General features: G+C 43.4%; 13 protein-coding genes. 4 read left to right on the top strand and 9 right to left on the bottom strand.

Going from position 1 to position 13,546, the window contains the following annotated elements; translation table 11 throughout:
* Positions 1–419: 419 nt before the first annotated feature.
* Positions 420–1,289 carry a DMT family transporter gene (locus tag ACFQ1X_RS13795; RefSeq protein ID WP_144838318.1) on the bottom strand — a complete coding sequence of 290 codons (870 nt, stop codon included), beginning with the start codon at positions 1,287–1,289 and terminating at the stop codon, positions 420–422.
* Positions 1,290–1,476: 187 nt separating this feature from the next.
* Positions 1,477–3,597, bottom strand: a complete 2,121-nt coding sequence (locus tag ACFQ1X_RS13790) for a sensor domain-containing protein (protein WP_379083007.1) — start codon at positions 3,595–3,597, stop codon at positions 1,477–1,479.
* Between the two features lie 409 nt (positions 3,598–4,006).
* On the opposite strand from ACFQ1X_RS13790, the gene ACFQ1X_RS13785 reads away from it, so the two are divergent.
* A complete protein-coding gene (locus ACFQ1X_RS13785) occupies positions 4,007–4,747 on the top strand; it encodes a hypothetical protein (RefSeq protein ID WP_144838314.1) in 741 nt (246 codons plus the stop codon).
* 176 nt (positions 4,748–4,923) lie between these two features.
* On the opposite strand, the gene ACFQ1X_RS13780 is transcribed toward ACFQ1X_RS13785, so the two are convergent.
* From ACFQ1X_RS13780 to ACFQ1X_RS13760, 5 genes are all read right to left on the bottom strand, one after another.
* Positions 4,924–5,325 carry a hypothetical protein gene (locus tag ACFQ1X_RS13780; protein ID WP_144838312.1) on the bottom strand — a complete coding sequence of 134 codons (402 nt, stop codon included), beginning with the start codon at positions 5,323–5,325 and terminating at the stop codon, positions 4,924–4,926.
* A gap of 55 nt (positions 5,326–5,380) precedes the next feature.
* Entirely contained in the window at positions 5,381–5,758 is a 378-nt protein-coding gene (locus tag ACFQ1X_RS13775; RefSeq protein ID WP_144838310.1) for a GNAT family N-acetyltransferase, read from the bottom strand.
* Between the two features lie 365 nt (positions 5,759–6,123).
* Positions 6,124–6,834, bottom strand: coding sequence for a DUF2294 domain-containing protein (locus ACFQ1X_RS13770; RefSeq protein WP_144838308.1), 711 nt, complete (start codon positions 6,832–6,834; stop codon positions 6,124–6,126).
* A gap of 74 nt (positions 6,835–6,908) precedes the next feature.
* A complete protein-coding gene (locus tag ACFQ1X_RS13765; RefSeq protein ID WP_144838306.1) occupies positions 6,909–7,607 on the bottom strand; it encodes a Na-translocating system protein MpsC family protein in 699 nt (232 codons plus the stop codon).
* A gap of 227 nt (positions 7,608–7,834) precedes the next feature.
* Positions 7,835–9,277, bottom strand: coding sequence for an amidase family protein (locus ACFQ1X_RS13760; protein ID WP_144838304.1), 1,443 nt, complete (start codon positions 9,275–9,277; stop codon positions 7,835–7,837).
* A gap of 315 nt (positions 9,278–9,592) precedes the next feature.
* On the opposite strand from ACFQ1X_RS13760, the gene ACFQ1X_RS13755 reads away from it, so the two are divergent.
* Positions 9,593–10,462 carry a GAF domain-containing protein gene (locus tag ACFQ1X_RS13755; protein ID WP_144838302.1) on the top strand — a complete coding sequence of 290 codons (870 nt, stop codon included), beginning with the start codon at positions 9,593–9,595 and terminating at the stop codon, positions 10,460–10,462.
* Between the two features lie 166 nt (positions 10,463–10,628).
* Here the strand turns inward: ACFQ1X_RS13755 and ACFQ1X_RS13750 are convergent, their stop codons facing one another.
* Positions 10,629–10,940, bottom strand: coding sequence for a hypothetical protein (locus tag ACFQ1X_RS13750; RefSeq protein ID WP_144838300.1), 312 nt, complete (start codon positions 10,938–10,940; stop codon positions 10,629–10,631).
* 197 nt (positions 10,941–11,137) lie between these two features.
* On the opposite strand from ACFQ1X_RS13750, the gene ACFQ1X_RS13745 reads away from it, so the two are divergent.
* A complete protein-coding gene (locus ACFQ1X_RS13745; protein WP_144838298.1) occupies positions 11,138–11,560 on the top strand; it encodes a YndM family protein in 423 nt (140 codons plus the stop codon).
* 168 nt (positions 11,561–11,728) lie between these two features.
* Positions 11,729–12,469, top strand: a complete 741-nt coding sequence (locus tag ACFQ1X_RS13740; protein ID WP_144838296.1) for an SDR family NAD(P)-dependent oxidoreductase — start codon at positions 11,729–11,731, stop codon at positions 12,467–12,469.
* Between the two features lie 135 nt (positions 12,470–12,604).
* Here the strand turns inward: ACFQ1X_RS13740 and ACFQ1X_RS13735 are convergent, their stop codons facing one another.
* Positions 12,605–13,537, bottom strand: a complete 933-nt coding sequence (locus ACFQ1X_RS13735; RefSeq protein WP_144838294.1) for a LysR family transcriptional regulator — start codon at positions 13,535–13,537, stop codon at positions 12,605–12,607.
* Positions 13,538–13,546 lie beyond the last annotated feature (9 nt).

Raw genomic sequence — 13,546 nt, 5'->3', positions numbered from 1 at the left:
GATCCACTCGGGCGAAGTGCAACGAGACCGAGTTAGCTCAGCGCAAGCCAAGAGTTGGCCGAAGGTAGTTCGGCCGAGTCTTTGCGACGAAGCTAGCGCAGCGATGCAGGAGCAGCCTTAAAATCGTGCTCCTGCAGTGCTACGCACTTCGTCGCAAAGGCAATATCCTCGCAGGGGTCGGATACTGCCTTCGAAGCTGTTTTGCGGAATATCGGTTTTAACGTTTCTTTCTTAACAAGCTGGGAGCGGGCACACCGAGGTGTGTCCGCTCCCTTTTGGTTCTCGGGAAAATGAGACTCTCCAGTGGAATCTGCAAAGCAGTCATTAATTTGAGTGAAAAGCAAAAAAACCGGAAGAAAGTGGCCAGCAGTAATCATGACATCAGTCCAACAAACAATTAAACACTGACCATACCAAAATCACGAAGACTGTTTCACACTGAGCAGTGTAATAGTAGACAGAATAACCACCATTCCAATAATTTGAATGAAGGTCAGTTCGACTCCGAGCAGGAAAATCCCCAACAGGGAAGCGGTGACCGGCTCAACCATGGCAACCATCGAAGCGGTTGATGCGGCGGTCAATCGAATCCCGATGACATAGAGGATAAAAGAGAGTCCAGCCCCGACAATGCCCAACAGAATAAATAAGCCGATATCGGAAGAAGTCAGCACGGCGACAGTTTCTTGAGTGTCGGCGATAAAAAATAGTATCAGGCAGAATGACAAGAAAGCGATGGTTAAGGTGATTTGCGGCTTGCCGAGCTCGGAAGCCTTTTTAAACGCAAATATGAACAAGGCATAGGAAAGTGCGGATGCAAGCCCCGTTGCTGTTCCCAAAAAACTCACTGCAATCGAGTCGATGTTGTAGGCACCGGTGAGGAGCACGATTCCTGAAAGCACTCCGGCAATGCTGCCCCATTTAAACCACGTGGATCGTTCCAGCCGCAGCAGGAAAGAAGTAATCAGGACGAAAACGGGTGCGGTATACATCAATGTGGCCGCGACAGCGACGCTGGATGCCTGGATGCTTAAGAAATAAAATGTGAAATTCCCGGCAACGCCGACACCGGCAATCAATGACCACATGTATAATGGTGCAGAAACAATCCAGTTTTTCTTAAAATGAAGGAAAAACCATGCTATAAAAAACAGCAATCCAATGGCCCCGCGATAAAACGAAATCACAATGGGATTCCAGCCGTTCGTCATCAGGATATCGGCAATCACTCCGCTAAGGCCCCAACAGACAGCGGCCAGCATCACTAAAATTATTCCTTTATATTTCATCGTATTCCCCCTCTGAAAAGCTATAGACGATTGATACTGCTTGTAATCCCTTAAAAAGTCCAGTCTTAAACTTACCAAATTCTCTATCGGCAGAGAGCTGAAAAAGGTTTGTGTAAATAGAAAAAAGAAAAATCCGAATGCTGTGGTGCAAGCATCGGATTTGCCTTTCTTCATAGAAGTCTTTCTACTATTTTTTTACACTTTTTTCTGACTCAGGACTTGCTTTGCCCTGTATTGATTGAATTATGTTTTCGGGAAATTTACTGAGGATATGCATCTCAGCAGGCAAGGGGCGGCTGAAATAATAGCCCTGACCGTCGTCGCAATTTTCTTGTGTCAAATAGGTTAATTGCGTTGAATCTTCAATTCCTTCGGCCACGACGCCCATCTTCAATTTATTGGCCAGCGAGATAATGGTTGAAGTGATGGCTTTTCCGTTTAAACCGGCAGCGATGTCCTGGATGAAGCTGCGGTCAATTTTGACACGGTCGAACGAAAAGTTTCTTAAGTAGCTGAGGGAAGTGTATCCTGTCCCGAAATCATCAATGGACATGGAAACGCCTAAGGTTTTCAGGTTGATCAGGCTTTCTTTTAAGGTCTGTGTATCTTCCAATAAAATACTTTCTGTAACTTCAAGTTCCAGCCACTTTGATTCGAGTTCTTTGTCTTCGAGTACAGCTTTTAACGTTTGCACAAAGTTTGGATGCTGCAGTTGGATGGTTGAGATATTGACGCAAATTCTAAAAGGAGGATACCCTTCCTGCTGCCATTTTTTATTTTGAGCACAGGCTGTTTCCAGAACCCATTTCCCGATTGATACAATCTGACCACTTTCTTCTGAAATCGGGATGAATTGATCGGGTGGTATCAGCCCGAGCTCCGGATGATTCCATCTGATCAGTGCTTCCATTGCGTTGATATTTCCTGTTTTCAAATCGATGATCGGCTGATAATGGAGCGTGAACTCCTGATTTTTGACGGCTGATTTTAAATCCTGCTCCAAGGTCAATTTATAAGCAGTTTCTTGGTCCAATTCTTCTGAGTAAATGGTGTAATTATTTTTCCCATATTGTTTCGTATAATACATGGCTGTATCTGCCTTTTTGATCAGGCCATCTACAGTTTCGCCGGATCCGGTACTGAAAGCGATGCCGATACTGGCTGACACCGATAAGGAGTGGCCCTCCACTTCATAGGGTTGCGCCAGTGTCTCATTCAGCCTTTTCGCCAGAGCGACCGCTTCTGTTCTATCGGAGTTGGGCAATAAAACTGCAAACTCATCTCCTGCAAATCGTCCTACTGTATCCGTATGGCGAATATTTTCGGACAATCTGGTCGCCACTATTTTTAAGAATTCATCTCCGATGTGATGGCCAAGCGAATCGTTGATGAATTTGAATCGATCCAGATCCAAAAAGAGGACAACTGGCTGGTTTTTGCGTATATCAGTATTTTTGAACACCTGGTTTAACCGGTCTTCAAACAATTTCCGATTGGGCAGTTTGGTCAGGGAATCGTAGAATACAAGGTCTTCAAGCAATTGTTTATGCAGATTTCGGTCAGTAATATCTTTGGCGATGCCAAAAGCGCCGACTGTGATTCCTTCAAAATTCATCGGGAAACAGGTTACTTCCAAGTCTCTTCGCTGGCCATCTTTTCGGGTAATGGAAATTTCGTATTGATTGGTATTCCCTTTCAGAGCTTCCTCGAAATAATGAAGAGCAATTGGCAAATCTTCGGGAACAATAAGTGGAGTAAAAGAAATTTCGAGCAATTCTTCAAGTGTATGGCCTGACAGCTCTGCCCCTCCCTGATTGACATCAGTGAATTGCCCTTCCATATCGAAAGTGAAGACTGCATCCGGATTATTATCAAACATGGATTTGATTCGTCCGCGGTTTTCCTCGAGTTCCAGCGTTGCGTGGACTTCATCGGTCACATCGAAAATAGTGCCGAATGTGACTGCTTTTCCATTCATTACAGTTTTCGATGCATGAATCTCAACATGAATCATACTGCCGTCTTTTTTGAAGACTCTCAGGCGATAACGAGCCTCGGTTTCCTGATTTTCAATTCTTCTTTTGACGCTTTCCTGCATAATTGACAAGTCATCGGGATGAATTAACTTGTCTGTTGTAATGTTCTGCTGTAACATTTCCTCTTTTGTATAGCCGACAAGCTTGCAAAAATGTTGATTGACATAGGAATATGTCCAATCCTCTAAAATGTACATGCTTACTGGTGCGTTCTGAACCATTACTTCAAACATGTGTTCATGGAAGTTGTCCTTCTTTTGATATTCGTCCATTCGTACAACCTCCTTATTGTGATATATCATCGTTTATTAACTAAAATCTTGGTGCCTTAGGCAGTTTTCTGAAATAGGTTTTTAAACAATCAAACCAGTGATAAATAATGGGTAGTTATTATTATTTATTAGGTAATTATAACCTGTATTATTGTATCGATAAATGGAGATAAAGGACCAATTGCATTTTAGTGATATAACTTTTTTATTTGGTATGTAGAAGGTGCTGTGAAAACGATGGAAGCTGCCGAAATAAGCATACCTTTCCATAAATGGGGTAAACGAATAACAAAGTGGAATAAATGAAAACGAATAGTGATTTCTCTTCAGTGACGGAAAAATTGGATTAGGAACTAAAGCCGAAATGAATTGCAAATGGCTTTCCAAACACATTCAAAGGAGTGGTTGTATGAATGGCATCAACTGGCTTAGTATAGTGTTCGTTGCGGGATTTATCGTGGTTCATTTCAGTTCCAAATACTTGAAGTTATCAACAAGCGACCCCAGAAGTCCGTGGCTTTCGCTGGCCGGTGGGGCGACTATTTCCTATGTATTCCTTTTCCTTTTTCCAGAGCTGAATAAATACCTTGAGGTGATTAATGAAGCTGTAAGTGGCAGCTGGCTGTCTTTCTTTTCCGAATACACGTATTTATTGGCATTGTTCGGACTGCTTGTCTACTATGGTTTGGACGTGGTGGCAAAAACGAAAAGTTCTGGTGAAGCGGAAAAAGAAGGCAATCCTTCTTTTGGTGTTTTCATGGTCCATATCTCTCTCTTCTTTTTATATAACCTGATTATCGGATATTTGCTGGTGAGGGAGGATTTTGCAAGCAATTGGGAACTGGCTTTGTATTTTCTGGCTCTCGCCCTCCACTTTGGAGCTACAGATCATACACTTAAAGACCTTCATAAAGAAGATTACGATAAATATGGCAGATGGTTCTTGGTATCGGCAATTTTCATAGGCTGGCTGATTGCTGTTCTGTTTACGGTACATGAAGTGATCGTTGCAATCTCTGTCTCCTTACTTGCAGGAGGGATCCTTGTAAATGTATTCAAAGACGAACTGCGGGTAGGCTCTATAAAAAACTACACAGCGTTTTTAGGCGGCGCTGCCGTTATTGCTGTGCTCTTCATGTTGGTGAAGTAATGATTGCATTATTGTCAGCGGTAACTTTCATGCAGATGAGCGATTGAAATTTTTCTTTCCAGGATAAAACAGGAAAAGCAAAATCAATGCTTTTCCTGTTTTCCTATTATGCAAATAAGATACAGTTACTGCAGTCTTGTTGAGAAATTTTGAAATGACTGTCCTCACTATGCATGTCATATATCGAATATTTGCAGGGCGTCTGCCAGGCGTTCTGCAAAATGTTCCGGTGGTTCCACTGATTCGAGACAAACACTGATAATATGAGGATTTGACTGGCACCATTGCCGGTATTGGGGAGGGAATGGAATATCGTGTTCGCTTAATGTAAAAAAGAATGCGGGGTATTCTTCCGGAAGTAAAAAAATTTCTGCTTTATTGAAGGCAACGCCACTCTTTCCGATATCTTCAAATGAGATATCGTGCTCGATTGTACAATTAAAGAACTGATTGTACGCCGAAATCTCCATCTTTCTCTGCTTTTTAACGAGTACTTGTACACCTTGTTCTTCAACTTCAGCATTTAAAATAAATTTCACCTTTTCCGTGACTGATTGTGGGAATTCTATTTCCTGCATACTCTTTCATCCTTTCCTGTTCGAATTTGATAATCCCTCTAAATGATTTTTCTGTTTACACTAAGTACTCATTCAAAATGTGCTGTCTATCCCAGCATTTAGCAAGAAACTCTTGAGTTTCGGAAGATGTGCACATAGCGAGTGATTCGTGCATTTGCTGTACTTTTTCCACCATGAGATGGCCGACGCCTCCATTTCGATATGAGGGATTAACACAAATGTGGTGAACAATGAAAGTATATTTCTTTATTTCGATGCCGATCACTCCGATAATATCATTTCCCTCTCTACACAAATAGAGCTGCCAGTCCGGCTCTGTTTCGTATCGCTGTATTGTTTTCTGGAGAACGGCAAAATCCTGTTCACGGGGCATAAAGGATAAAAAGCCCATGGCAATTTTTCCTTGTGATTTCTTGTACCTGGTCAATACCATTGGCTTTTCCTCCTCTTTTTCTTTTTTGTGATTATGCAATAAAACGCAAAAAACGCCGAAAAGAAGGTTTCCCTCTTTTCGGCGTTATTTCCAGCACTATTGACTGGTATACTCGACCAAATTGGATCTATTCACAGCTGAAGCTGTATCGGTTGTAATTTGAAATTCATCTGTCATTTGCTAACTGGAAAGCTGATTATATTGTAATCAACTTACCAATCTGATAATAAAGTATTGGCTCTATAAATTCAAATTATAAGGCCTTTGACCATTGACTATTTGATGTTTAAGCGAATTACATCTTTAAAGTATTTTATTCCGGACAAACGCTTTTATCTGCTGTTGACTGCAAGATAAGCGTTGGCCTAGGATTTATGGTTGCGTGAGGCCGGCTCCAAAATAAAAACGATATAACCCACATCCAGATCAAAGTCCCAGTCCATGAAGATTTCTACTATTTTCCTTTTCAAGGTCTTTTCCAACAAAGCTTCCCTTAGCAATTTCTGTTCCAGCGGACGTTTAGTCAGCTTTAGAACTTCAGTGTACCCGTCGGCAATCAATGCTTTTTCAATGCCTACCAATATTTCCTGACGTTTTACAAGCAAGGTCCTGTCATTAAGCCAAATGCTCTCAATAAAGCCGGGCTTCCGCTGCGACGCCTCATTTGCTTGTCCAATTTTTTCATGAAAGACTTCTTTATCCAGCTCTGCCGGCCAGTTTGAGTTTTTGGTTGCTGATTTTTCATCCGTTATACCGAGAATCAGACCGGTTTCCATAGAAAGGTTCCAGTCAACGTACATATGCGAAAAGTCCAGGTTTGTTATTTCCAATAATTCAGCCGCAATTTGTGGCTTCAACTCACTCAGCAGCAAATCCCTTGTTTCCAATACCCGTTTCCATTCATTTTGCTTGAGCAGTGTTTTTTCCATCGGACTGATGAAGCCCCGGAAATGAATGAAAATATAGGGGCTTTTGATGGTGACAAAGACAGAGGTCGGCCCTTTTCCAAAATGTTTTCGCAATAGGGTGGATACATAACCGGAAATTTCGGCTTGCACAGTTTTTTCTTCAGGCATGTCTATCAGCTCCTTTCCGTCGATTGATAGCCAGCTGGTTGGGTTATAATGATGGGCGGATGAGTGGATGGTACTTATTCGTCCTGTTTTTTCAGTAACAGAAGCATATAACTTAGATCCTGTTGAAAATTCCAATCCACAAACAACTCTTGAACAGTGCTGTTCAAAATCGATTCAAGATTAAACAATTCAATAATCCGCTGTTCCATAGGCCGCTTGGCCAAACGCAACTCTTCCGCTAATCCATTTTTGAGTAATTGCTTTTCAATATCGATGAGAATGCCTATACGCTCGACGAGGAGAATATGCTCGTCCAACCAGTAGAAGTTCGTCTGGTCCGGCTTTTTTTGGGTTCGTATACTGTTTAAAATAATGATTTCCCGTAAAGTATCTTCCTGAACTCCCTGCGGCCAATGGAAAACATCTGTCGGATGCACATTCTCCATTACGGCGATGAATACGCCGCTTCGCTTTGTTAAATTCCAGTCGGCATACAAATCGCGGAAATTTTGGCCAGTGTGTTCCTGCAAGCCCTTTAAAAATTGATCCTTTTCCGAATCGATGATAATATCACGTGTTTTCAATACATTATCCAAATTTCCTTTTTCGACGAATATTTCTTCGGAAGGCATTAGAAAGCCGCTCAAGTGGATCAGGAGAAAAGGAGGACGAAAAGTAACTGTCGTTTTGTCCGGCGTTTCTCCAAAATGCTCTTCCAGAAATTTTTCAGCAAAAAGAGTAACAAGGGATTGAATCGTCTGCTTTTCAGTCATCAGGTCCACTCCTTTTTCTTGGGAACTTAAAAACAACGCCGATAAGAATTATCTATTCTCGCGGGCGTTGTTAAGGGACATTTGTATAAATCCAAGTAAAGATTATTTAAGTTTACAGTACCGGCAATTCAGGAGAAAGTAAAGGATGACGGTGACTCCCTGAGGATAAAAGTTGCTCTTTGTAAAAATTCTGAAAGGTTGTGATGCTAAAAAATTTATTCCGTTCATTACAAAGCGTTGGGCGCTATCCGTTTGTTGGTCGCTTGCTCAAAAGCATAAGCCAGTTCGATCAATCTTGGTTCACTCCAGGCCAGTGCACTGAATGTGGCGCCTACAGGCATTCCTTTGCTGGTATAGCCGGCAGGCACGGTGATCGAAGGGTAGCCCGCTTTTGCCGGCATGGCGGCTCCGCGATTGTCCTGAAATAATAAGGCATCCAAGTTATGTTTTGCCATGACGACATCAATTCCCTCAGCCGCTGATGTTCTGAGGTCGGTTTCCCGGTGTTCCAAATAAATAGGATCGGTGGGATCATCGCTCATTCCAAGCGCTTTTTCAAGTTCAATTTGGCCGAATTTCATCCGGATCCCCGGATCTAATTTATTAAATTCAATAACATCTGCCAATGATTTCACCGGAAGATCGTCTGAAACCCTGCCCAAATAATCATTGATGCCCTTTTTGAATTCATACCATAACACATCCGATTGAAATGGCTGTACGGGAATCGTGACTTCCTCCACAACAGCCCCCAGCGATTTCAAACTTTCAATCACTTCGTCCATAATTGCCCGCTCTTCCGGTTCCTCATCATTCAAAAAGGAAATATCGACGCCTATTTTGGCTCCCTGAAGTCCATTCTTTTTCAAGTGCGGGCGGTAGTCAGCCAATGCTTTTCCTTCACTGAGCTGAGTAGCCGGGTCTCTTGGATCCACTCCCGTCAACACCCCGAGTGTGATGGCCGCATCCGCGACGGTCCGCGCCATCGGTCCTGCCGTGTCCTGGCTTTTGGCAATTGGAATAATGCCCGTACGGCTGACCAAACCGACTGTTGGTTTGATTCCTACTATTGAATTGGCGCTTGCAGGACTCAAAATCGACCCTGAAGTTTCAGTGCCAATTCCGACAACGGCAAAATTCGAAGCGATGCTGGCTCCAGTTCCTGCACTGGAACCTCCGACAGTTCCCGCTTCAAACGTCCCGGGGCCATAAGGATTCAAAACCTGCCCACCGAGCCCGCTATAGCCGCTTGGCACATTCTGAGTCATGAAGTAAGCCCATTCACTCATATTAACTTTCCCCAGAATAATTGCTCCAGCTTTTCGCAATTGTGCTGCTGCAAACGCGTCTTCTTTTGCAAAATTATGCTGAAGAGCGATGGCTCCTGCTGTTGTCGGCATTTGGTCCGTTGTTTCGATATTGTCTTTTAATAATACCGGAATGCCGTACAAAGGACCGTTGCCTCCATGAGCGCGCATTACATCAAGCTCGGCTGCAATTTCCAGCGCGTTAGGATTTAGGGATAAAACAGAATTGATTTTCGGGCCATTCTTATCGAATTTTTCGATTCTATCCAAATAAGCCTGAACCAGCTCCACTGAAGTCAGTTGATTTGTTGCAAATGCCTGCTGAATTTCATAAGTTGTCGATTCTTTTATTTCAAAGTCCATATCCTTCGCTCCTTTTCTGCAATAAAAACTCATATATATTATTTTCATTGTACAATATATGCTGTATTCATGAGCTCCTTGCAGCCTTCGACTGCAAATTAGGTATAAACTAGTTAGGGTAATGAAAAAGATAAAAAAACAGTAATGCGAAATTAGGGATGTTATCATCGATTTACTGCGGGAAGATCAAAGGAGAGAAAAGATTAGAATCTGAAAGAGTAGGGTATAATAATTGTTGGTATCAAATCGACTGATACATATGGAAAAAGTGCAGCAATTGTTAAATATGTGCACTCCCGATTGAGGAGGAATAAGATGGAAAACCTGGCAAAGGGCTCCACAAGGCAGTTTGAGAACTTCAATGAAGCTGCCAATCAGGTCCTTAAGATGCTTAGTGGCCGCATGCAGATCAATACCTTATTCATTGCTGAAAATGATGGGACGACCAATAAGATTACGAACGCCTATAATAGAGCAGAAGAACTGGTTACTGCAGGCAGCGAATCGCCTCTGGACCAAACTTTCTGTGGACTGTCGATTCGGCACGGAGAAGATGCGCTGGCAATAGCGGATATATCCGCAGATGAAGGGGCGGCAGCTCTGGATATTGCAGCTGATTACAATAATGGCTCCTTCATGGGCATTCCCATTTACTACGAAAACGGAAGAGTGTATGGCACCATCTGCGGATTGGACAAAAATCCGTATACATTTACCGAAGAAGATCAGGAAATGTTCATGATGCTGTCATCTCTCTTGACCTATATCCTGGAGCTGGAAACGGCCAAAAAAGAAATCCAAAAGCTTTCATCACCGCTTGTTCCGCTGACGAACGGAATTTCCATTCTGCCGATCATCGGACATATCACTCTCGCCCGCGCCAACCAGATGATTGAAGACGTAGTCGAGAAAGTGGGGCAGGGCATCGATTATCTGATTGTCGATTTTTCAGGCATCACACAAATCGACTCACGGATTGAACAGCCATTGCTCGATTTGATCAAAACGCTGAAAATCATGGGAGTCACCCCGATTATCACAGGGATTTCCCCTTCCGTCGCGCTGAACGTGCCGCATTTTGCCTATTCCCTGAAGGGGGAAAGAATGGAAGCGACACTCAAAATCGCCATTGAACAGATGGGATTTGTCTTAACGAAGAAAGAAGATGTTGTTGCTCGTAGATGAAGCAGGCTAGCGAACGTTTGCAATAAAAAATAAACCCCGAATGATGCGCTTTTGTAAAGTGCATCATTCGGGGTTTTTCGTATGATTTCTTATCTGTTAATGGACGACTTCAATCATTTTGCACCAGAACTTTAAAGCGCTCCAGTTCATAACGTATCCGCTGAATTTAAGAGGAAGAGCCATCTTTTTGGGCAAAGTGATGTTCTACAGCGTCAGTAATTTTCTTTATAGTTTCAGTCTTAGATGCAGATTCCCTGATTTGCACTGGCAATAAATGTGCTGTCGGTTCATTGGCTGGAAGATGTTCGATCAGCAACACTGCATCCTTTGCTCCGGGGTGTTCCGATTCTGACACGAGGTATACCGAATAAAGGGTGGTGTTCATAATCAGTTGTTCCACGCTATATTTTTGATCAAATCCTTTTGAATCCATGGCTTGCTTCAATATTTTTTCCGTTTTTGCGGACTTCGGCAACATGAAATCATCTCTTTTCTTATTTGAAGTTTAAATGGAACTGGAATCTTTCTTTAAATTATGCAGGAAATACAAACATGATGAAAGCATTTGGTTCGAATACATGAAGATGCTATACATACAATACATAAAAAAAGATTAATACTAAAAATGCGGGGTATAGGTATTTTGTAAATACAAATAAAAAGGAGGAAGAAACGATGAATCATTTAAAAGCTCTTATTATTAAGTTTCTCATGATTGCCGTAGTCCTTTTGATTATCCTGACGTTAATTTTCGATGTGGAGTTCGGTGATACGCTGTTGATCAGCGCTGTTTTGACTGTGGCAGCCTATGCACTGGGTGATTTGATGATTTTCCGTAAAGTCGGGAACGACGAGACGAATAATGCTGACTCAGACCATACGAAGCGCAATGCAATTGCGACAGTGTCGGATATCGTCTTGGCTTTCCTGGTGATTTGGCTGATGGGAGAAGCTTTGCTTGATGAGACTCCAGACCTTATCACAGCTGCAATCATTTCTGCTTTGGTGATTGGCGGGGGAGAATGGTTCTTCCACAAATATCTTGACCGCAGCGTTTTCCCTGAAAAACACGACCATTCGACGCACACAGATCATTGATTCAAAAAAGGCCTTTAGCGAGGCCTTTTTTATGTGCTATTTTCCGACCCCTATCCATCCCCCATAATGAACGATTGAGCACTGTGACTTTAAAGTGCTTTCAGTATGAATTAACTTATTATTCCGATAATATGGAGGGTGGATATCAAAATAAAGGAGGACATGTTAATGGATTTAGCAGGAAAAGTGGCAGTAGTGACAGGCGGGGCTTCGGGAATCGGGCTGGCCGCCGCAAAAGCGTATTTGGCAAAAGGCGCGAAAGTGGTTATTGCTGATTTCAATGAAGAAGGCGGGAAACAGGAAACAGAGAATCTGAAGAGCCACGGAGAAGTGGAATTCTTCAAAGTGGACGTTTCCAGCGAGGAAGCGGTGGAGAACATGATCAAGTTTGCGATTGATACATTTGGCACCGTCGACATTCTGGTCAATAACGCCGGTATCGGTGTGCAAGGTGAGACGCATGATCTGAGCTATGAAGATTATCACAAGACTATCGCGGTCAACCAGGACAGCGTGTTCTTTGGCTCAAAGCACGCAGTACGCCACATGATGAACCACGGCGGTGGAGTCGTTATCAACACAGCATCCATCCTGGGAAGTGTGGGGGAAGGCAGCGCGTTTGCCTATAACGCCTCAAAAGGCGCTGTCAACCTGATGACAAAATCATTGGCCTTGCAATATGCGGATAAAAACATCCGTGTCAACGCGGTGGCGCCTGGTTACGTCGAATCAGGCATGGTCAGCCGCGATGCGCTGGGACCTGAGTTCTACGACCAGCTTGTCTCCAAGCATCCAATCGGGCGCCTCGGCCAGCCGGAGGAAATTGCGCACGCCATCATTTTCCTGAGTGAAAATGATTTCATGACGGGCACGACTATTCTGGTCGATGGCGGTTATACTGCACAATAATTGAACAGGGATCGCCGCTCGTTAATCCGGTGAAGGATTTGAAACTATAGATAAAGAAGCTGTCCTCCTTATCAGGGGGGACAGCTTCTTTTAATGGAATGCCGCATATAGTGATTTGTTGAATCCGGAAATCCCTTACTCGCCGTTTCTCGCAATTCGTTTTGAATGCACAGAAACTTTTTCGCCCAACACATAGGAATCCAGAAATTCCTTGAAGATCTGGACAGCCTGGGAATGGAATTTCGACTGGTGGGTGATGTAATGGAAGCTTGTTTCATTGGGATAATCACTCAGGCTGACGCCTTTCAATGTGCCTGCCTGAACATCCGATTTGATGACGGATTCCGACAAGTAGGAGATGCCGAGGCCGAGCGCAACGGATTCCTTAATGGTCTGGGAACTGCCGAAACTCATGATGCGCTTTGGCACGATGCCAAGCTGTGCGAAGAATTTATTGGTGATATCCCGTGTACCCGATCCTTCTTCACGGACGATCCAGGTTTCCGACGCCAGCATATTTTTGTCGATTGACGAATTTTTATTGATAGGGTGGTCGGGACGAGCCACGATGAGCATCATTTCCTCTGAAAATAAATTCACATCGACATCAAACTCTGCAACGTCAGCTTCAACGATAAAGCCGATATCGAGTTCCTGCCTGTGGATTTGTTCCGCAATGGCTTTCGAGTTCTGGATGGTGATGTTCGGCAGGATGTTCGGGTGCTTTTTAGAGAAGGCATAAAGAATGCCGGGAAGAAAATATTCGCCGAACGTATAAGCAGCGCCGATGGAAATCGGTATGTTCCTTTCGGGTGCCAAATCGAGCAGCGACTGTGCCAAATCATTGTATTGCATCAGAATTTCTTTGGCGTGGGTGTAAACGATGGAGCCGGCCTGCGTCAGCTGCACATATTTATTTGTGCGGTCAAAAAGCCTGGTGTCCAATTTGCTTTCCAGTGCTTTGATGCTCAGGCTGATGGCTGAAGGCGTCATATGCAGCAGTTCAGCCGCGCGGGTAAAGCTTTTTTGCTCAGCTGTGGTGACGAAAATTTCAAGTTTATGGTCCATGGTAAACCT

Origin of the sequence: Metaplanococcus flavidus, from assembly GCF_042675885.1 — a bacterium.
GTDB classification, from domain to species: Bacteria; Bacillota; Bacilli; order Bacillales_A; family Planococcaceae; genus Planococcus; species Planococcus flavidus.
The sequence above is the reverse complement of the archived record's forward strand: the minus strand, read 5'-3'. Positions and strand labels throughout refer to the sequence as shown.